Origin of the sequence: Novosphingobium acidiphilum DSM 19966, assembly GCF_000429005.1 — a bacterium.
GTDB classification, from domain to species: Bacteria; Pseudomonadota; Alphaproteobacteria; order Sphingomonadales; family Sphingomonadaceae; genus Novosphingobium; species Novosphingobium acidiphilum.
Window position 1 is genome coordinate 22,123 of record NZ_AUBA01000014.1, and the last position, 16,744, is coordinate 38,866.

General features: G+C 64.7%; 18 protein-coding genes and 1 other RNA gene. 13 read left to right on the forward strand and 6 right to left on the reverse strand.

The genetic code is table 11. The features are described 5' to 3' along the window. The first annotated feature begins 9 nt into the window (after positions 1–9). Both G404_RS0112430 and ppa read left to right on the forward strand, forming a co-directional pair. Positions 10–696: a DUF1345 domain-containing protein gene (locus tag G404_RS0112430; protein WP_245584516.1), complete on the forward strand. Its 687-nt coding sequence runs from the start codon at positions 10–12 to the stop codon at positions 694–696. Positions 697–783: 87 nt separating this feature from the next. Continuing rightward, positions 784–1,317: an inorganic diphosphatase gene (gene ppa / locus G404_RS0112435; RefSeq protein ID WP_028641376.1), complete on the forward strand. Its 534-nt coding sequence runs from the start codon at positions 784–786 to the stop codon at positions 1,315–1,317. A gap of 57 nt (positions 1,318–1,374) precedes the next feature. Here the strand turns inward: ppa and G404_RS0112440 are convergent, their stop codons facing one another. Further along, complete coding sequence (locus G404_RS0112440) at positions 1,375–2,721, reverse strand: TldD/PmbA family protein (protein WP_028641377.1); 1,347 nt, start codon at positions 2,719–2,721, stop codon at positions 1,375–1,377. A 117-nt stretch (positions 2,722–2,838) separates the two neighbouring features. Beyond that, positions 2,839–3,240, reverse strand: a complete 402-nt coding sequence (locus tag G404_RS18975) for a hypothetical protein (RefSeq protein ID WP_245584517.1) — start codon at positions 3,238–3,240, stop codon at positions 2,839–2,841. Positions 3,241–3,447: 207 nt separating this feature from the next. Here G404_RS18975 and lptB point away from each other — a divergent pair, with 207 nt between their 5' ends. The 6 genes from lptB to G404_RS0112475 all read left to right on the forward strand — a co-directional run bounded on the left by lptB (position 3,448) and on the right by G404_RS0112475 (position 9,108). Then, positions 3,448–4,239 carry an LPS export ABC transporter ATP-binding protein gene (lptB, locus tag G404_RS0112450; RefSeq protein WP_028641378.1) on the forward strand — a complete coding sequence of 264 codons (792 nt, stop codon included), beginning with the start codon at positions 3,448–3,450 and terminating at the stop codon, positions 4,237–4,239. 24 nt (positions 4,240–4,263) lie between these two features. After that, positions 4,264–5,802: an RNA polymerase factor sigma-54 gene (gene rpoN / locus G404_RS0112455; RefSeq protein ID WP_028641379.1), complete on the forward strand. Its 1,539-nt coding sequence runs from the start codon at positions 4,264–4,266 to the stop codon at positions 5,800–5,802. A gap of 115 nt (positions 5,803–5,917) precedes the next feature. Next, positions 5,918–6,724, forward strand: coding sequence for a tetratricopeptide repeat protein (locus G404_RS0112460; protein WP_028641380.1), 807 nt, complete (start codon positions 5,918–5,920; stop codon positions 6,722–6,724). A gap of 166 nt (positions 6,725–6,890) precedes the next feature. After that, positions 6,891–7,592 (forward strand): response regulator transcription factor CtrA, encoded by a 702-nt coding sequence (ctrA, locus tag G404_RS0112465; RefSeq protein WP_028641381.1) that lies wholly within the window; start codon positions 6,891–6,893, stop codon positions 7,590–7,592. A 173-nt stretch (positions 7,593–7,765) separates the two neighbouring features. After that, positions 7,766–8,497, forward strand: a complete 732-nt coding sequence (gene trmB / locus G404_RS0112470; RefSeq protein ID WP_028641382.1) for a tRNA (guanine(46)-N(7))-methyltransferase TrmB — start codon at positions 7,766–7,768, stop codon at positions 8,495–8,497. A gap of 83 nt (positions 8,498–8,580) precedes the next feature. After that, on the forward strand, positions 8,581–9,108 hold the full coding sequence (locus tag G404_RS0112475; RefSeq protein WP_028641383.1) for a hypothetical protein: 528 nt from the start codon (positions 8,581–8,583) through the stop codon (positions 9,106–9,108). Between the two features lie 4 nt (positions 9,109–9,112). Here the strand turns inward: G404_RS0112475 and G404_RS18980 are convergent, their stop codons facing one another. Continuing rightward, positions 9,113–9,934, reverse strand: coding sequence for a TorF family putative porin (locus G404_RS18980; RefSeq protein ID WP_051280647.1), 822 nt, complete (start codon positions 9,932–9,934; stop codon positions 9,113–9,115). 75 nt (positions 9,935–10,009) lie between these two features. Between G404_RS18980 and G404_RS18985 the strand changes: the two genes are divergently transcribed. After that, positions 10,010–10,822, forward strand: coding sequence for a metallophosphoesterase (locus G404_RS18985; RefSeq protein ID WP_342663713.1), 813 nt, complete (start codon positions 10,010–10,012; stop codon positions 10,820–10,822). A gap of 36 nt (positions 10,823–10,858) precedes the next feature. Here G404_RS18985 and mtgA read toward each other — a convergent pair whose 3' ends face one another. The 3 genes from mtgA to G404_RS0112500 form a co-directional block, all read right to left on the reverse strand. Continuing rightward, positions 10,859–11,599, reverse strand: coding sequence for a monofunctional biosynthetic peptidoglycan transglycosylase (gene mtgA / locus G404_RS0112490; protein ID WP_084601297.1), 741 nt, complete (start codon positions 11,597–11,599; stop codon positions 10,859–10,861). Positions 11,600–11,658: 59 nt separating this feature from the next. Then, on the reverse strand, positions 11,659–12,576 hold the full coding sequence (rpoH, locus tag G404_RS0112495) for an RNA polymerase sigma factor RpoH (RefSeq protein WP_028641385.1): 918 nt from the start codon (positions 12,574–12,576) through the stop codon (positions 11,659–11,661). Positions 12,577–12,763: 187 nt separating this feature from the next. Continuing rightward, entirely contained in the window at positions 12,764–13,708 is a 945-nt protein-coding gene (locus tag G404_RS0112500; protein WP_028641386.1) for an RluA family pseudouridine synthase, read from the reverse strand. 162 nt (positions 13,709–13,870) lie between these two features. Between G404_RS0112500 and G404_RS0112505 the strand changes: the two genes are divergently transcribed. From G404_RS0112505 to G404_RS0112515, 4 genes are all read left to right on the forward strand, one after another. Continuing rightward, positions 13,871–14,524, forward strand: a complete 654-nt coding sequence (locus G404_RS0112505; protein WP_028641387.1) for a histidine phosphotransferase family protein — start codon at positions 13,871–13,873, stop codon at positions 14,522–14,524. Positions 14,525–14,529: 5 nt separating this feature from the next. Continuing rightward, positions 14,530–15,234, forward strand: coding sequence for an N-acetylmuramoyl-L-alanine amidase (locus G404_RS0112510; RefSeq protein ID WP_028641388.1), 705 nt, complete (start codon positions 14,530–14,532; stop codon positions 15,232–15,234). Positions 15,235–15,264: 30 nt separating this feature from the next. Then, positions 15,265–15,702: RNase P RNA component class A (gene rnpB / locus G404_RS19865), an RNA gene on the forward strand. 52 nt (positions 15,703–15,754) lie between these two features. After that, complete coding sequence (locus tag G404_RS0112515) at positions 15,755–16,711, forward strand: cation diffusion facilitator family transporter (RefSeq protein ID WP_028641389.1); 957 nt, start codon at positions 15,755–15,757, stop codon at positions 16,709–16,711. Positions 16,712–16,744: the final 33 nt, after the last annotated feature.

Here is a 16,744-nt window from a genome sequence, read left to right on the forward strand (position 1 = left end):
ACGGCGCACGTGACCGAAACGACCGGACGTGCGCCGATCACCCAGATCGGGGGCTGGCTGGCCCCGCCGCGCTTTCTCGTGTTCATCGCGTTGTTCGCACTGGGCACCTGGGGCTGGCACCGGGCGGGGCACACGCTGGCCGATTCGCTCGATCTGGGGTTTGACGGCGCGGGCCTGGTGTTTCTGGCCAGCCTGGTACCGGTGGTCCTGACCCGCTGCGACAGCGGCGCGATGCGCCGACAGGCCGCGCGCAACGATGCCAACCGGGTGGTGGTGCTGGGGATTACGTCGCTGCTGACCGTGGTGATCATGGCCGCGATCGCGGGCGAATTGCCGCATGTCGGGCATGGTGGCGGGCATGGCGCACTGGTCAAGCTGATCGGCACGCTGATCCTGACCTGGCTGTTTGCCAACGTGGTCTATGCGCTGCACTATGCGCATCTGTATTACAGCCCCGGCGACGTGCCCGGCGAAGACATGCGCGGGATCGACATTCCCGGTGGCGAAGATCCGGATTATCTCGATTTCGTCTATTTCGCCTTTACCCTGGGCATGACCTTCCAGACCGCCGACATCAATATCACCGGCCGGCCAATCCGCCGGATCGCGGTGCTGCACGGATTTGCCGCGTTCATTTTCAACATCGGGGTCATCGCCTTTACCATCAACGCCATCGGTGGCGCGGGCGGCGGTTGAAGTTTGTTGCGGCGCACAACGGGGCAGGCTAGAGGCGGGCGCACCAGACAAATCGACCCTGCGGGGTCCATGCATTAAGGGCTCAGCATGCGCATCGACATGATTCCCACCGGCGAAAATCCGCCGGAAAGCCTGAACGTCGTGATCGAGGTGCCGGTTGGCGGCGAACCGGTAAAGTATGAATTCGACAAGGCCTCGGGCGCGCTGTTCGTCGACCGCATCCTGCACACACCGATGCGCTATCCCGCCAATTACGGCTTTATCCCGCACACCCTGTCGCCCGATGGCGATCCGCTGGATGCGCTGGTGATCGCACGATCGCCATTCGTTCCCGGATCAGTGGTGCGCGCACGCCCGATCGCGGTGCTGAACCTGGAAGACGAACACGGCGGCGATGAAAAGCTGATCTGCGTGCCCGACGACAAGACCTTTCCCTATTACACCGACGTCGTGGAAAAATCCGACCTGCCCGAAATCGTGCTTGCGCAGATCGAGCATTTCTTCACCCATTACAAGGACCTGGAAAAGGAAAAGTGGGTGCGTGTCGGCACCTGGGGCGGCGCCGAAGATGCCAAGCGCATCACGATCGAAGCCATCGAGCGCTACAACGCGAACAAGTGATCCAGACCAGGCGCGAACCCGATCCCCCCCGCAACCCGGGGGGGATTTTTTTGCGCCTCAGTCCCCCGCCACGGTCATGCCATCGACGCGCAGCGTCGGCACATCGATGCCATGGATGCGCGCCAGATCGTCGGCCGGGATCAATGCCGCAAACATGTCGATCAGATTGCCCGCCACGGTGAATTCGGCCACCGCTTCGCCGATCACCCCGCCGGTAATGCGGTATCCGCTGGCACCCCGGCTGTAATCGCCGGTCACGCCGTTGACACCGCTGCCGATCAGTTCGGTCACATAGACGCCATCGGCAATGTCGGCGATCAGCGCTGCCGGGCTGAGGGTGCCGGGCAACAGTGCGACATTGCCGGTGGTCACATGCGGCGCACCAGACCCGCCCCGCGCGGCATGACCAGTGGGTGCGCGGCCCAGCTGCCGCGCTGCGGCGCTGTCCATCAGCCATCCGGTCAGGCGTCCGGCATCGACCAGGGCACCGCTGGCGCAGGCCAGGCCCTCGCCATCGAAGGGGTGCGATCGCAATCCGCGCAGGATATGCGGATCATCGACAATCGTCACCGCGCTGTCGAACAGTTGCGCCCCGTCGCGATCCAGCAGAAAACTGGCCCGGCGCGCAATGCTGGCGCCATTAATCGCCCCGATCAGATGCCCGACCAAAGACGCACCGACCCGCGGATCGAACACCACCGGCATCGGGCCGCTGCGCATCCGTGCGGGATTCAGCCGGCGGGTTGCGCGTTCGCCCGCCTCGCGCCCGATCACGCAGGCGTCGGGCAAGTCTGTCGCATGGCGCGTGCTGCGATAGGCATAATCGCGCTGCATCGCGCTGCCTTCGCCCGCCAGCACGCTGGCCGAGATGCCGTGGCTGCTGGCCGAATAGGCCCCGGCAAAGCCATGGCTGGTGGCCAGCGCAAACACCGAGCGGCCGCTGCTGGCGCTGCCGCCATTGCTGTTGGTCACCCCCGGCACGGCCAGCGCGGCTGCCTCGACCGCCTCGGCCATGCGGCGCAGCGCCTGCGGCTCGGTTTCGCCACCATCGTCAAGATCAAGGTCGGCAGGCGCGACATGCATCAACAGCGCCGCGTCGGCCAGCCCGGCAAAGGCATCGGGCGGGGCCAGCCGCGCCATCGCCACCGCGCGCTGCGCCAGTTCGTCAAGCGCCGCATCGCCCAGATCGCTCGATCCGATCGAAGCCGATGCTCCGCCTGTGAACACGCGCAGGCCAATATGTTCGGATTCGGACCGTTCGACATCCTCTAGCAACCCCAGTCGCACCGACACGCTTTGCGAGGAACTGGCCACATAGACCGTATCGCCGGCGTCGGCACCGGCCGCCTTGGCGCGGCGCAGCAGTGCCTCGCACCGTTCGCGGGCTTCGTTGGGGGAAAGCATCGGCGGTCGTGATCCGTTCAATCTGGAGGAGAGCCGCGCTTAGCCCTGCCCCGCGCGATCATCAATGGTCAGCGTTTGTTGCGAAAGCCGCCTTCAGGCCGCTTTCCAGGCAAACGCTCAAAGATGCCCGAACGCCTTGAACAGGCCGGTCACGGCGAACGGCAGACCCACGGCAAACAGCCACACCGCCGTCTGATCGCGGCGATACAGCGGCCGCAGCGCGGGATCGGCGGCGGCCGCATCGTCCAGCCCTTCCCAATGGCGTTCGTAATGGCGAAACAGCGGGATGATCCCCGCCACCAGCACCACCAGCGCAAACATCGGCAGGGTGGAGGCATTGCCTTGCGACATCACGTGCATCGTCACCAGTATCTGCAACGCGGTATAGACCAGCAGGGCATAGGCGACAGTGTCGCTCATCTTCTTGCGCCAATCGCGCGCGCGTGCGGTGGGGCCGCTCCAGGCGGTTGTCGGCGCGGGTGCGGTGCCGTTGTGCGAACCGGTCGTGGCTTTGGCCATCACTGGGGTCCTTCTCTCCGATCGGCATACTAGATCATGCGCGCTGCCGGCTGGCAAGCGCGATCGTTTGCCACACTGCGCGCGCCGCGACAGGCAGGGCATAAATCGTGCCAGATTGGATCGCACAGGCTTTGCCGTTAAGAATTCAGCCGCTATGGCACACAGGATCGGTCCGTTCCGGCCGCCCCCAACACGGTTACGCCCATCATGACAGCGCTTGCTGAAACTGCCCCCCTCTCCCCCGGCAAGGCTGGCGATTTTCCCTCGGTCGCCGAAGCCGGCGGGTTGGAAGTGGTGTCGATTGCCAAGTCTTATGACAAGCGCGCGGTGCTGAGCGACATTTCGCTGTCGGTGGCCAAAGGCGAAGTGCTGGGCCTGCTTGGCCCGAATGGCGCGGGCAAGACCACCTGTTTTTATTCGATCATGGGCCTGGTAAAACCGGATTCGGGCCGCATCCTGCTCGATGGGGTCGATATCACGCGGTTGCCGATGTATCGCCGGGCGATCCTGGGGCTGGGCTATCTGCCGCAGGAAACATCGATCTTTCGCGGCCTGACGGTGGAACAGAACATCGCCACCGTGCTCGAACTGATCGAGCCCGATCGCGATACGCGCGCGGCCGAATTGGAGCGCCTGCTCGAAGAATTCGGGCTGACCCGGCTGCGCAACAGCGCCGCGATGGCGTTGTCGGGCGGTGAACGCCGCCGCTGCGAAATCGCCCGCGCGCTGGCGGCGCGGCCCTCGATCATCCTGCTTGACGAACCGTTCGCCGGAATCGACCCCTTGTCGATCAGCGATATCCGCCATCTGGTGACCGATCTGAAACGGCGCGGCATCGGTGTGCTGATCACCGATCACAACGTGCGCGAAACGCTCGACATCGTCGATCGCGCCTGCATCATCTATGGCGGCCAGGTGCTGTTTGCCGGCAGCCCCGAGGCGCTGGTTGCCGATCCCAATGTGCGCCGCCTCTATCTGGGCGAGGGCTTTACGCTCTGATGCCGGTCCGGGGGGACTGAGTCTATGGCGATCGGACCAAGGCTGGATCTGCGTCAGAGCCAGTCGCTGGTGATGACGCCGCAATTGCAGCAGGCGATCAAGCTGCTGACGCTGTCCAACCTCGAAGTCGAAATGTTCATTGGCGAGGCGCTTGATGCCAACCCGCTGCTCGACATTGCCGAGGCGGGGGAAAGCATCGCGCTGCCCGCCGATCCGGCCGACCCCGATTTGCGCCGCACCCATCTGGAATCCTCTCCGGTCGATCAGCTGGTCGGTGAAGGGCGCGCCGCCGAAGACCGTCCGCTCGACATCGATCCCGCAACGCTCGACCGCGATCGCGATACCGGTGATGGCGAACGGATGCAGACTGCCGATTCGGGCGACTGGAGCGCAGGCGGCAGCGGCACCGACTTTGGCGGGGCCGACGGTGAAGCGCCGGGAATCGATTCGCATGGCGCGGCTGCGGCCAGCCTGGCCGACCATCTGCACGCCCAGATCGGCGCGGCAACGCGCGATCCGCAGCTGTTGTTCGTGGCGCGCTGGCTGATCGATCAGATCGACGAGGCCGGATACCTGACGCAGCCGCTGCGCGAGGCGGCAGCGATGCTTGGCGTGCCGATCGCGCTGGCCGAAGCGGGGCTGGCGCTGGTCCACACGCTTGATCCGACGGGGGTCGGCGCGCGCAGCCTGGGCGAATGCCTGGCGTTGCAGGCCCGCGAAGCTGACCGATACGACCCGTGCATGGCACGCCTGCTTGACAATCTGGACCTGCTGGCGCGTGGCGAACTGGCCCGGCTGCGGCGGATGTGCGGCGTGGACGACGAAGATTTTTCCGACATGCTGGCCGAATTGCGCGGCTATGATCCCAAACCGGGCCTGCGGTTCGGCAGCACCTCGGCCGCGGCCGTGGTGCCCGATATCCTGGTGCGAGCGGCGATCGACCGCGATGGCAACCCGGGCTGGGACATCGCGATCAACCAGGCGACTTTGCCGCGCCTGATCATCAACCGCACCTATTACCTGGAAATGCGCGGGGCCGCGGTCAGCAAGGATGCGCGCGCCTGGCTGGGCGAGCGGCTGGCCGATGCCAACTGGCTGTTGAAGGCCCTGGACCAGCGGCAGAAGACGATCCTGAAAGTGGCCGCCGAAGTGGTGCGCCAGCAGGACGGATTTTTCCGGCACGGCGTATCGCATTTGCGTCCGTTGACGCTGCGCACGGTGGCAGAGGCGGTGTCGCTGCACGAATCGACCATCAGCCGCGTAACCTCGAACAAGTACCTGCATTGCGCGCGCGGCACGTTCGAGCTGAAATATTTCTTTACCTCGGGCGTCGCCTCGTCCGATGGCGAAGGCGCGGTTTCGGCAGAGGCGGTCAAGGCCGCGATCCGCCAGTTGATCGATGCCGAAGACGCCAAGGCAATCCTGTCGGACGATACGCTGGTCGATCTGTTGAAGGCGCGCGGGTTTGATCTGGCGCGGCGCACCGTGGCCAAGTATCGCGAGGCGATCGGCCTGGGCAGTTCGGTGCAGCGGCGCCGCCAAAAGACATTGGCGCGCGCGTGATAATGGCGCAAAGGCCATGGCATGACACCGGGCCTGCCCGGCACATCGGGGCAACAGAGGATCGGGGCGGCGTGCAGCGGGCACAAACGGCGGCAGAACGACCAGGAATCGGACGATGAGCGAAAGCGATCGGACTGCGCCCGACGCGCACGTGCTGTCGTGGGGTGCTGCGTTGCGGCGGCTGGCGGTGGGTGCGGCGATTGTCGCGGTCATCACCGCGGCGGGGCTTGGCATCTATCGCAACCAGCGCGATCGCGCCGGCATGCCGGTGGCCGTGGCGCCGCGCCCGCGCGAAACCCCCGCACCCACCGTGGAGGACGTGATCACCCGCTTTGAAAAGCAGGTGGCCAAATCACCCGACGATGCCGAAGGCTGGCGCAACCTGGGCTGGTCCTATTTTCAGCGCGGTCAATTTGACGAGGCCGCCGATGCGCTGCGCCATGCGACCGAGATCGATCCGACCGACGCGCGCACATTCTCGTTTCTGGGTGAAGCGCTGTTGCAGGCTGCAATGCCGAAATCACGCATGCCGCGCGAAGCGCGCGCAGCCTTTGACGCGGCGTTAAAGCTTGATCCCAAGGATGCGCGCGCGCGGTACTATCGCGCGGTCGGCTGGGATCTGTCGGGCCAGCATCACCGCGCCATCCACGCGTGGTTTGCCCTGTTGCGCGAAACCCCGCCCGATGCGCCATATGCCGGCGACATCCGCGCTGTGATCCGCACCGTCGGTGCGCGCCACCATATCAAGGTTGAAACGCGCCTGGCCGAAGTGCAGTTCACCCCGCCGGGTGCGCCCGCACCATCAACCAGGCCCGCTGTGCATCCCGGTGCAGCCACCCTGCCCGGCCCTGCCGGCGATCGCATGCGCGCGGTCGAAGGCGTGCCGCGCCCCGGCCATTCGGACGCAGCCCGGGGCGACTGAGCCGGGCAGGCCGACGGTGTTGCATCGAAACCCGATCAAAAGCACTGCTTTGGTCTTGACGATAAATTAACCTTTCATGTTCATTTGTCCTATGGTTAATGAACGGCGCGTCCCCCGCAACAGGGGTCGAGGCCATTCGGGGGTAATGGCAAGAAGGGATTGTTCGATGCGGGTTCTGCTGATCGAGGACGAGCCGACCACAGCCAAGGCGATTGAGCTGATGCTCTCGGCCGAAGGTTTCAATGTCTATTCAACCGATCTGGGCGAAGAGGGCCTCGATCTGGGCAAGCTGTATGATTACGATATCATCCTGCTCGATCTCAATCTGCCTGACATGCATGGGTATGATGTGCTGAAAAAGCTGCGCGTTGCCAAAGTGCAGACGCCGGTGCTGATCCTGTCGGGCATTTCCGAAATGGACAGCAAAGTGCGCTCGTTCGGTTTCGGCGCCGATGACTATGTAACCAAGCCATTCCACCGCGAAGAACTGATTGCCCGCATCCATGCCGTGGTGCGCCGTTCCAAGGGCCATTCGCAGTCGGTGATCCGCACCGGCAAACTGTCGGTCAACCTGGACGCCAAGACGGTCGAAGTCGATGGTGCACGCGTCCATCTGACCGGCAAGGAATATGCGATGCTGGAACTGCTGTCGCTGCGCAAGGGCACGACGCTGACCAAGGAAATGTTCCTGAACCACCTCTATGGCGGCATGGACGAGCCCGAATTGAAAATCATCGACGTGTTCATCTGCAAGCTGCGCAAAAAACTGGCGCATGCCTGCGGCGGCGAAAATTATATCGAAACCGTCTGGGGCCGCGGCTACGTCCTGCGCGATCCGGAAGAGGTTTCGGCCACCAAAGCCGCCTGACACAATGTCTGCACAAGGGTGCTGGCGCACCTTGTGCAACACGCTCCCTGGAAATGACCCGCCTGATGGCGGGTCTTTTTTTGGCATGGATGCCTGCGACGGTATCCTGACCAACCGTATCACCACACCAACCTGCTTGACCGCTTCGCCGCGCTTTGCCATCCGCCGCCGGCATGACCCCCCACGATCCCACCACGCTCAACCGGCTTTATGGCCGTTCCAAAGGCAAGCCCTTGCGCGTGGGGCAGCAGGACCTCGTCGATCGGGTGTTGCCGCAGATTGCGGTGCCCGCCGATGGCCCGGTGACGGCGGAGCGGCTGTTTGGCGATGATCGCCCGCTGCATTTCGAAATCGGGTTTGGCGGGGGCGAACATATGGCGTTTCGCGCCGATCTGCTGCCCGATCACGGCTTTATCGGCGCCGAACCGTTCCTGAACGGTGTGGCGCAGGCGCTGATGCATGTCGATGGCACGGCGGGCGCGCGGGGCGTGGGCGGACCGGCCACAAAATTGTCCAATGTGCGCATTCATCATGGCGATGCGCTCGAGGTGTTGCGGCGAATACCCGACGGATCGCTGTCGTTCCTGTACCTGCTGCATCCCGATCCCTGGCCCAAAGTGCGGCATATCAAGCGGCGGATGATGAACGACGGGCCGCTGGCGCTGTTTGCGGCCAAGCTGCGCCCCGGCGGCGAATTCCGTTTTGGCACCGATCACCCGGTCTATCTGCGCCATGCGCTGATGGTGATGCGCCGCCACACGCATGCGTTCGAATGGCTGGCGCAGGGCCCGCACGATTTCCAGACGCGCCCGGGCGGCTGGCCCGAAACCCGCTATGCCGCCAAGGCGCGGGCGCAAGGGCACGAAATCTGGTATTTTCGATACCGCCGGCGCGACCCTGCATGATTCGGTTAACCATTTAACCGATCGCTAACCATCGTGGCCTAAAGTCATGCCCGGGCAGGCACTGCCCGGGGAGCATACGGGCCATGTCATACACGCCAAGCGCACAGCTGATCCTGGCAGAAATGCGCGAATTTGCCGGCTTTTCGCCCTGCGAACAGCGCTATATCCGGCGCAGTCTGGATGTCGGGCTGGGACGTGGCGACGCCTTTGCGCTGTGGGCCCGCAATGCCGAGGAAACCGCATCGATCCGCACGCAATACGTGGTCTATCAGGATCTGAAACTGTTGCGCCGCGCGCTGGGGCAGCACGAAGGGCTGGATGCGATCGAGGCCATCATGGGGCCGCTGCTGCGCGTGACCACGTTCGACCTGTCGCAAAACCGGCTGAACGGATTTTGCGCCTATCGGTTTTTGTATGAACGCCTGCTTGGCGCCGAAGTCCGCCCGTGGCTGCCCGCGGCATTCTGTGGTGCGGCCGCGCTGCCGCGCATTCGCCCCGACCGGCGCAAGGGCCTGCTGCAATCGATCAGCGAAGCTGCCGCCACTGCGCCCGGCTGGTCACGCCGCGAACCGGTGTTCATCCCCGAATTCGTCGAACTGGAAGTCGCCTGACGCGTCAGAACTGATACGACAGGCCAATTACCGCGGCCCTGCGCGCCGCGCGCCAGGTGGCGGCAGGATCGGCGCCGGGCCCCTGCGGCATCATCAGCGCATCGGCATGCGACACTGTCGTGCCAACCAGCGAAAGATCGATCCCCCACGCCTTGTGGCTGGCGCCCAGGCCCAGGCGATAATCGCTATAGGCCCCGGTGTAATCCAGCCCGCCCGCGGTGTGCCCCAGATGCCCGTGCACATGCAGCGGCGTGCCGGGAATGTCGCTGCGCACTTCGCCAAACAGATAGCTGTTGTCGCGCAAGGCACCCTGCCGGTCGCGCCCAAGGTGCGCCTGCGGCGGCGCATAGGCATAACCGGCGCGCAAATCGATCGGACCGATCTGCTGATGCAGCGCCGCCGACAGTTCGAACAGATCGGCCCCGGCACGACCGGCATAGAGATACCCGCGCGCACCCAGATCGAGCATCAACCCGCCATGGCCCAGCGCATGGTCAAACCCGGCATAGAGATCCATTTCGCCATGGCCGTAATCGACCGCCGGGCCGGGCTGCGCGCTTGACAGCGTGACCCCGCCATACCAACCCGAGCTGTGGCTGACGGTCATGTCGCCCTGCACCGCGGGTTGCCCGTCAGACCGCGACAAGCCGCGAAAGCGGTATTGGCTCAGCACGCTGACGGTACCCGACACGGTGACAGGCGCGGACACGGCGGGCGGACCGGTGGGAAAATCCTGTGCCCATGCCGGCGCGGCCGATACGCCAAAGCCGGACCAGACGACCATCACGAACAGGCAGGAACGCAGCATGACCATCTGCGGATTCATGACCGCAAGTGCAACCCGGCGCAAGGGCGCACCCGGTGATGCGATTGCCCTTGCCAGTGCGCAACCCTTGCCCATATGGCCGGTACACCGGCTATGTTGAAGAAATTGCGCGCCCTGATCGCCGCTGCGCCCGCGCCAGCGGCCCCGCCCCCCGGGATACCCGCGGGCGAACGCGTCTATGCCATCGGCGATGTGCATGGCCGCGCCGATCTGATGGCGGACATGATCGAACTGGTCGAAGCCGACGATGCCGCGCGCGCGCCCGCACAGACCACGGTCATCATGCTGGGCGATCTGGTCGATCGCGGACCGGCCAGCGCGGGCGTGATCGCGCTCGCGCGCGATTGGGGCATGCGCCGCACGGTGCGCTATCTGCAGGGCAATCACGAGGAAATGTTCCTGTCCTCGTTCACCAACGACAATGTCCTGCGCCATTTCCTGCGGTTTGGCGGGCGCGAAACGCTGCTCAGCTATCCGATCACGCCCGAGGAATACCACTGCACCACGCTGGGCGAGTTGCAGGACCTGATGGCGCAGCGTGTGCCCCGGGCCGACATCGCGTTCATGGCGGCGATGGAAAACATGATCCGCATCGGCGATTATGTGTTTGTCCATGCCGGCATTCGCCCCGGTGTCGCGCTGGACGAACAGGTGGTGGGCGATTTGCGGTGGATTCGCGGCGAATTCCTTGACGATGCGTCGCCGCGCGATTTTGCCGTGGTCCACGGCCACACGATCACCCCGGCGCCCGAGGTGACGCCGATGCGCATCGGCATCGACACCGGCGCCTATGCCAGCGGGCAATTGACCGCAATCGGCCTGCAAGGCACCGACCGCTGGCTGATCGCCACCGCCGGCGAGACGCGCGACGAGCCGGGACCGGGCTGATTTGCAGGCGCCGCCTGCGCGCGGCCAGCCCGCGCGTCAGTTGTAGACGCAGGTGTCGTAATCGCCGCGCACTACGCTTTCGCGCGCCGCGATGACATTGCCGTGGCGACGGATGCGTCCGGTCGCACCGATCACGGCGCGCACTTTGGGCTGGGGAAAGGCGGCCGCGATGCGCGCCGCCTCAACCGTGCCCAGCGCGCTGGCGGGTTTGCCGAAATAGCGTTGCGCGCCGGCTTCGACCCCATAGGTACCAACGCCGGTTTCGGCCAGGTTGAGGTAAACCTCCATGATCCGGCGTTTGCCCCAGATCGCCTCGATCAGCAGCGTGTACCACGCCTCGATGGCTTTGCGCAGATAGCCGCCGCCCTGCCACAGAAACGCATTTTTGGCGGTCTGCTGGCTGATCGTCGAACCGCCACGGATGCGCCCGCCTTCTTCGTTGCGGCGCCAGGCATTGCGCATGGCATCGGGGTCAAAGCCGATGTGGGTGCAGAATTTCGAATCTTCGCCCGCGATCGCGGCGTCGACCATCGGGCGGCTGATCCGGCTGATCGGCACCCAGGTCTGCTTGTCTCCGTTGCCGTCAAACAGCATCGTATACGTGAACGGCACCGGCACGAATTTGTAGATCACCACTTGCGCCACGCTGAGCGCGACAAACGCCAGGATCAGGCGCGCCAGGATCGACAGCACCCGGCGCACGATGCCCGGTTTGCCCCGGCGCGCGGCGCTTTTGGGCCGCGGCGCGTTGCGCAAGCCATCCCATTCCTGATTCATCGGGTTACCGCCACCGCCATCGGGCTACTAGAACCGATCTGACGGTGGCATGCAACAGGTCACATTGCGGGCAGCAGATGGCGCTCGCCGGCGATGCGTTGAATCGCCTTTTGCAGCTTTTCAAATGCGCGCACTTCGATCTGGCGCACGCGTTCCCGGCTGACGTTGTAGACCTGGCTCAGTTCTTCGAGCGTGCGCGGATCGTCGATCAGGCGTCGGTCAGTCAGAATGTGCCGTTCGCGCTCGTTCAGATCGTCCATTGCCTCGACCAGCAGCGCGTGGCGCATCTGGGTTTCTTCGGCGTCGGCAACGGTTTCGTCCTGCAACGGCCGGTCATCGGCCAGCCAGTCCTGCCACGACCCTTCGCCGTCTTCGCGCATCGACACGTTCAGGCTGGCGTCGCCGCCCATCATCATGCGCCGGTTCATCGACACGACGTCGGCTTCGGGCACACCCAGGTCGGTGGCGATCTTTCGCACATCATCGGGATGCAGATCGGTATCCTCGAACGCTTCGAGGTTTTTCTTCATCCGGCGAAGATTGAAAAACAGCTTTTTCTGCGAGGCGGTCGTGCCCATTTTCACAAGCGACCAGCTGCGCAAGATAAATTCCTGAATCGAAGCCTTGATCCACCACATGGCATAGGTCGCCAGGCGGAATCCGCGTTCGGGGTCGAATTTCTTCACCCCCTGCATCAGCCCGATATTGCCTTCCGAAATCAGTTCGGACACAGGCAGGCCATAGCCGCGATAGCCCATCGCGATCTTCGCCACCAGCCGCAGGTGGCTGGTCACCAGCTGTGCCGCAGCTTCGGAATCGCCGTGTTCGGCATAGCGTTTGGCCAGCATGTATTCCTGTTCCGCAGTCAGCACCGGAAATTTGCGGATTTCCGTGAGATAGCGGTTGAGGCTGGCTTCGCCGCCCAGCGCCGGAACGCTGAGCGCCCCTTTGGATCGGCTTGTGTTCGTTTGCGCCACCAGACTTTCCTTTTTAAGAGCGTCGGTACCCGTATGTGTCCAACCCCTAAGGGGCGTCGGACGTCGAGACCACAGAGGATTTCTACTCAGTTTCAAACGACAACTGAATTCGCCTTTGCCAAGGCTGCACCATTCTCATGCGAATCGCCGCCTGACAACATGACCTTTTGGTATAGCTCCCTTGCTGTCACGCGCCCAGATCGACAAGCAGCGTCTGCATGTCGACCGGCGTCGGGCTGGTAAAATGGAGCGCGCGGGCATCAACCGGATGAATGAAGCCCAGTTCTGCGGCATGCAGCGCCTGTCGCCGGAAACCGAGCGCAGCAAGCACAGGGCGCAATCGCGGGGGGCATCGACCATAAACAGGATCACCCAATAACGAATGACCGATTGACGCAAGGTGAACGCGCACCTGGTGGGTACGCCCGGTTTCAAGCCGGCATTCAACCAGCGCCGCCGCATCGAGCGCGGACAAAACGCGGTAATGCGTCACCGCGTGTTTGCCGCGCCCGTCTTCGACCAGCGCCATCTTCTTGCGATCGTGCGACGACCGCCCGATCGATCCACGGATCGTGCCCGACGCCGGCATCGGCACCCCGGCGGTGATCGCGCGATAGGCGCGGGTGATCGAATGATCGGCAAACTGACGCGCCAGTCCTTCGTGCGCGACATCGGTCTTGGCCACGACCAGCAGGCCCGACGTGTCCTTGTCGATGCGGTGCACGATCCCGGGCCGCGCGACCCCGCCAATGCCCGACAACTGCCCCCGGCAATGGTGCAGCAGCGCATTGACCAGCGTGCCGTCGGGGTTGCCGGCGGCGGGATGCACCACCAGCCCGGCGGGCTTGTCGATCACGATCAGGGCATCGTCTTCATAGACCACCGCCAAGGCGATGTCCTGCGGCGCAGCCTGGGCGGTGGCGGGCGCGGGCACACGGATGGCCCAGGCCGCCCCGGCGCCGGCCTTGGCAGACGGCTGCGCCACGGCTTGCCCGTCCATCATGACCGCACCTTCGCCGATCAGCGCCTTGATCCGTTCGCGCGACAGGCCCGAAGCATCGGCCAGCGCCTTGTCGAGCCGTTGGCCGCCGTCGGCAATCGTGCCGGACAGGATTTGTGCGCGTTCCCCCATAAGACTTGCCGATATGGGGCCTTTGCCCCCGCTGACAAGACCGGCGCGGGTCGCGGCATCAGGATTCGAACTGCTTTCCTATGGCGGGCTTGGCGGTTAAGGCGGTTCATCGCCGGAACGTTCGACGCGCCCGGCCACCAGCAAAGGGCCCGAATCCGGATCATGACGATTGCATCGCTAGACCTTGCCAGCCTGCTCTGTTCACGCCTGTGCCACGACTTGTTGAGCCCGGTGGGCGCCTTGTCCAACGGGCTGGAACTGCTTGCCGACGAAAAAGACCCGGAAATGCGCCAGCGCTGTTTCGAGCTGCTGGAACAGAGCGCGCGCGCCTCTGCCGACAAATTGCGCTTTTTCCGGCTGGCGTTCGGTGCGGCCAGCGGATTTGGCGAATCGGTGCCCCTGGCCGAACCGCGCGCCGTGATCGATGCGCTGGTCGGCGGCAATGGCCGCATCGCCGCCAACTGGGCTTTGGCCGGCGACACGATGCCCAAACCCGCGGTCAAGGCGCTGCTCAATCTGGCGATGATCGGGATCGAGGCACTGGTCCGCGGTGGCACATTGGATATTGCCGCCGAAACGCATGACACCGACACGGGCCAGATCACCGAGATCGTGGTGCGCGCCACGGGTGCACGGATCGCGTTCGACCCGGTGATCGGCCACGCGCTTGACGGCACCCTGCCGTCCGAGACGCTGTCGAGCAAGGCGGCGCCGGCCTTCATGATCCAGCAACTGGCCGCAAGCCTGGGCGGTGGGCTGCAATATCACCTGTCGGCCGACACGCTGGTACTGGGCGCTATGCTGCCGACGCGCTGACCCCTATGGACCGGTGGCTGATCCATCACGAGGTGCCCTCGCCCAACTGGAACGAGCGCCAGCTGCCGGTTTCGATGGTCGTGCTGCATTACACCGGGATGGAAAGCGCCGGCGCCGCGCTCGAGCGGCTGTGCGATCCGGCGGCAGAAGTGTCGGCGCATTACCTGATCGACGAGGATGGCACCGTGACCCGGCTGGTCGACGAGGACAAGCGGGCGTGGCACGCCGGCCGGTCATACTGGCGCGGGATTACCGATATCAATTCGGCCAGTGTGGGCATCGAACTGGTCAATCCGGGGCATGAATTCGGCTATCGCCCGTTTGCCGACGCGCAGATGGAGGCGCTGCTGCCGCTGCTGTCCGATATCAAGCAGCGCCACGCGATTGCCGCGGCCAATGTGGTGGGCCATTCCGATATCGCGCCCGCGCGCAAGACCGATCCCGGCGAACTGTTCGATTGGGACCTGCTCGCGCGGTACCAGTTGGCGCAACCCCGGCCAAAGCCGCGGATGCGGCTTATCTATGACAACGACGGTGCATTCTTCCTCGCGCTCGAACGGCTGGGCTACGACATTTCGGACCGCGCGGCCGCGATCCGCGCGTTTGAACGCCGCTGGCGGCCGCACCGGATCACTGGTGAAATCGACAGCCAGATCGGCGCACTGCTGTTCGAATTGCTGATTTCGCGCGATCTGGGGACGGATTGTTAATTCCATCCTCTGCTGCTAGGCGCGTTCCTGCCAGGGGGCCGGGCAGCCGCGTCATCGTTGTATCGATGCCGAGGAAAGTCCGGGCTCCATGAAACAAGGGTGGCGGGTAACGCCCGCCGGCTAGCGGAATTCGTTCCGGGGGTCAGGGACAGTGCCACAGAGAACAGACCGCCACACCGGAGCAATCCGGCGGCAAGGGTGAAACGGTGCGGTAAAAGCGCACCGCGCGCGCCGGTAACGGCCGCGGCACGGCAAACCCCACCTGGAGCAAGACCGAATAGGGGCTTCGCGCCGGATATCCGGCAGGCGCGTTTCACGCCATGGGTCCACAAGACCCAGCGCAGCCCGGGTTGGTTGCTTGAGCCACGCAGTAATGCCTGGCCTAGAGGAATGGCTGCCCGTGCCGATACGGTCCGATATCGGATACCGTCGGCACGACAGAACCCGGCTTACAGGCCCCCTGGCATCCTGTTGGCCAAAGCGATTCCCTTGGACCCTGGTGTTCGCTACAAGCGCGCCCATGGCCCACGCACACCACCATCACGATCACGCCCACCACGATCACGGCCATCATCACGGGCACGGTCACGTCCACGCGCCCGCCAGCTTTGGCCGCGCATTTGCCATCGGCATTGTGCTCAACAGCCTGTTTGTGGGTGTGGAGGCGGTCTATGGCGTGCTTGCCGGATCGATGGCGCTGGTGGCCGATGCCGGGCACAACCTGTCGGACGTGCTGGGGCTGCTGATCGCCTGGAGCGCCACCGTTCTGGCCGCGCGGCCGCCGTCATCGCGGTTTACCTATGGCCTGAAGTCGAGCTCGATCCTGGCCGCGCTGGCCAATGCGTCGCTGTTGCTGGTGGCGCTGGGCGCAATCACCATCGAATCGGTGCGGCGCCTGCTTGACCCGTCGCCGATTGTGACCGGCCCGGTGATGGCGGTGGCTGCAGTGGGCATCGTCATCAACACCGCCACCGCGCTGATGTTCATGCGCGGGCGGCACGACGACATCAACTTGCGCGGGGCATTCCTGCACATGGCGGGCGATGCCGCGGTGTCTGCCGGGGTCGTGGTGGCCGCGCTGGTGATCGGCCTGACCCGCGCCTGGTGGATCGATCCGGTGGTCAGCCTGGCGATCGTCGGGCTGATCGGGTGGAGCACCTGGGGGCTGGCGCGCGATTCGCTGCACATGAGCCTGCTGGCGGTGCCGCCCGGCATCAGCGAGGAAAAAGTGCGCGGGTTCCTCGGCACGCAGCCCGGGGTGACCGCTGTTCACGATCTGCACATCTGGCCGATGAGCACCACAGAAACCGCGCTGACCGCGCATCTGGTGATGCCGGCCGGCCATCCCGGCGATGCGTTCCTGCACGGTCTGGCGCACGCGCTTGCGCACGATTTCAGCATTTGCCATGCCACCGTGCAGATCGAGGTTGACGATCACGCGCATGACTGCGCGCTTGTCAGCGAAGCGGTGGTGTAACGGCCGTTGATCCCCCCCGGCATCGGGGAGGAT

Bases quoted from the DNA above. Each gene is read 5' to 3' on its own strand.
- trmB (WP_028641382.1), top strand. From the start codon at position 7,766: ATGACCCCCCACGATCCCACCACGCTCAACCGGCTTTATGGCCGTTCC.
- lptB (WP_028641378.1), top strand. From the start codon at position 3,448: ATGACAGCGCTTGCTGAAACTGCCCCCCTCTCCCCCGGCAAGGCTGGC.
- G404_RS0112440 (WP_028641377.1), bottom strand. From the start codon at position 2,721: ATGCTTTCCCCCAACGAAGCCCGCGAACGGTGCGAGGCACTGCTGCGC.
- G404_RS0112510 (WP_028641388.1), top strand. From the start codon at position 14,530: ATGGACCGGTGGCTGATCCATCACGAGGTGCCCTCGCCCAACTGGAAC.
- G404_RS18985 (WP_342663713.1), top strand. From the start codon at position 10,010: ATGGCCGGTACACCGGCTATGTTGAAGAAATTGCGCGCCCTGATCGCC.
- ppa (WP_028641376.1), top strand. From the start codon at position 784: ATGCGCATCGACATGATTCCCACCGGCGAAAATCCGCCGGAAAGCCTG.
- G404_RS0112475 (WP_028641383.1), top strand. From the start codon at position 8,581: ATGTCATACACGCCAAGCGCACAGCTGATCCTGGCAGAAATGCGCGAA.
- G404_RS18975 (WP_245584517.1), bottom strand. From the start codon at position 3,240: ATGGCCAAAGCCACGACCGGTTCGCACAACGGCACCGCACCCGCGCCG.
- rpoN (WP_028641379.1), top strand. From the start codon at position 4,264: ATGGCGATCGGACCAAGGCTGGATCTGCGTCAGAGCCAGTCGCTGGTG.
- G404_RS18980 (WP_051280647.1), bottom strand. From the start codon at position 9,934: ATGAATCCGCAGATGGTCATGCTGCGTTCCTGCCTGTTCGTGATGGTC.
- mtgA (WP_084601297.1), bottom strand. From the start codon at position 11,599: ATGAATCAGGAATGGGATGGCTTGCGCAACGCGCCGCGGCCCAAAAGC.
- G404_RS0112505 (WP_028641387.1), top strand. From the start codon at position 13,871: ATGACGATTGCATCGCTAGACCTTGCCAGCCTGCTCTGTTCACGCCTG.
- G404_RS0112515 (WP_028641389.1), top strand. From the start codon at position 15,755: ATGGCCCACGCACACCACCATCACGATCACGCCCACCACGATCACGGC.
- G404_RS0112500 (WP_028641386.1), bottom strand. From the start codon at position 13,708: ATGGGGGAACGCGCACAAATCCTGTCCGGCACGATTGCCGACGGCGGC.
- ctrA (WP_028641381.1), top strand. From the start codon at position 6,891: ATGCGGGTTCTGCTGATCGAGGACGAGCCGACCACAGCCAAGGCGATT.
- G404_RS0112460 (WP_028641380.1), top strand. From the start codon at position 5,918: ATGAGCGAAAGCGATCGGACTGCGCCCGACGCGCACGTGCTGTCGTGG.